We start from the raw sequence: 1,589 nt of genomic DNA on the forward strand, positions 1-1,589 counted from the left end.
GGCCTCGGGGAACACCGTCCGCAGACTCTCGTGCCGGGCCACCACGTCACCGAGAGCCGCACGCAGCGCGTCACAGTCCAACTCACCACTCAGCCGCAGGGCCAGCGGGATGTTGTAGGTGGCGCTCGGCCCCTCCATCTTGTGCAGGAACCACAGCCTGCGCTGTGCGAACGACAGGGGCACCGGGTCGGGCAGTTGCTGCTTGGTCAGAGCGAGCCGTGCGGGCCCGGCGGTGTCGAGCCGGGCCGCGACCGCGCCGGCGGTCCGCGCCTCGAAGAGCGTGCGCAGGCCGATCTCGACGCTGAAGGCGGCCCGGATGCGGGCGATGAGCCGGGTGGCCAGCAGCGAGTGCCCGCCGCGTTCGAAGAAGTCGTCGTCCACGCCGACCCGGGGCACGCCCAGCACCTGCGCGAACAGATCGCACACGATCTGCTCCTGCGGCGTGCGCGCCTCCCGTCCGGATCCGGTCGGCGCGAAGTCCGGCGCGGGGAGGGCGGCCCGGTCCAACTTGCCGTTGGCCGTCAGTGGCAGGCTGTCCAGGAGTACGACGGCCGAGGGCACCATGTGTTCAGGCAGCCGCTCGCGCACGAGCTCCCTCGCCTCCTCGGGCCGCAGGGTCTCCCGCGCCACGACATAGGCCACCAGCAGGGTCCTGCCAGGCTGGTCCTCGCGGGCGACTACGGCGGCCTGGGTGATGTGAGCGTGCTCGGTGAGGACCTTCTCGATCTCGCCGGGTTCGATGCGGAAGCCACGGATCTTGACCTGGTGGTCGGCGCGGCCGACGAACTCCAGCTCGCCGTCCTGGTTCCACCGCACCAGGTCACCGGTGCGGTACATACGAGAACCGGGTTCGGGAGCGTACGGGTCCGCCACGAACCGCTCGGCCGTCATACCGGGCCTGCCCAGGTAGCCGCGGGCCACACCGGACCCCGCAATGTACAGCTCCCCCACCACGCCGGGCGCCACCAACTCCAGCCCCGAACCCAGAACGTAGGTGCGCGTGTTCGCGATCGGTCGGCCGATCGGCGCGGCGAGCGGCCAGGTGCCGGGGTCGTCGCTCAGGGTGTGGGCCGTGACCACGTGGGTCTCAGTGGGGCCGTAGTGGTTGTGCAGCACGCGCTCCGGTATCGCGGTGTGGAACTCGCGGATGACGCGGCTCAACGTCAAGGCCTCGCCGGCCTGGGCGATGGTCCGCAGCCGGGGCAGCGCGCGTCCCTGCTCGACGGCGGCCTCGGCGACGGCCTCCAGCACGAGGTTGGGCGCGAACAGTTCCTGCACTTGGTGCTCGTCCAGCCACTCGACGAACCGGGTCGCGTCCCGCCGGACGTCCTCGTCCGGGATCACCAGGGTCTTGCCGTACATCAGGGCCGACAGCATCTCCTGCGCGGAGACGTCGAAGCTGATGGCCGTGAACTGCGCGGTTCTGGTGCCGGGTTCGCCACCGACCGCCTCGTGGTGCCACTCCAGTAGGTTCACCAGCGCACCCGCGGGCATGACGACGCCTTTGGGTCGGCCGGTGGAGCCGGAGGTGTAGATGACGTACGCAGGATGATCAGGCGCGAGTGCGGTGACAGGGTTGTCCACGGACT

General features: G+C 70.5%; 1 protein-coding gene. It reads right to left on the minus strand.

The window, feature by feature from the left end:
• A partial coding sequence (locus ACFWRV_RS36385; RefSeq protein WP_384340476.1) for an amino acid adenylation domain-containing protein occupies window positions 1-1,584 on the minus strand: 1,584 nt, incomplete at its 3' end.
• Window positions 1,585-1,589: the final 5 nt, after the last annotated feature.

The organism is Streptomyces sp. NPDC058576 (assembly GCF_042718715.1).
Classification (GTDB): Bacteria; Actinomycetota; Actinomycetes; order Streptomycetales; family Streptomycetaceae; genus Streptomyces.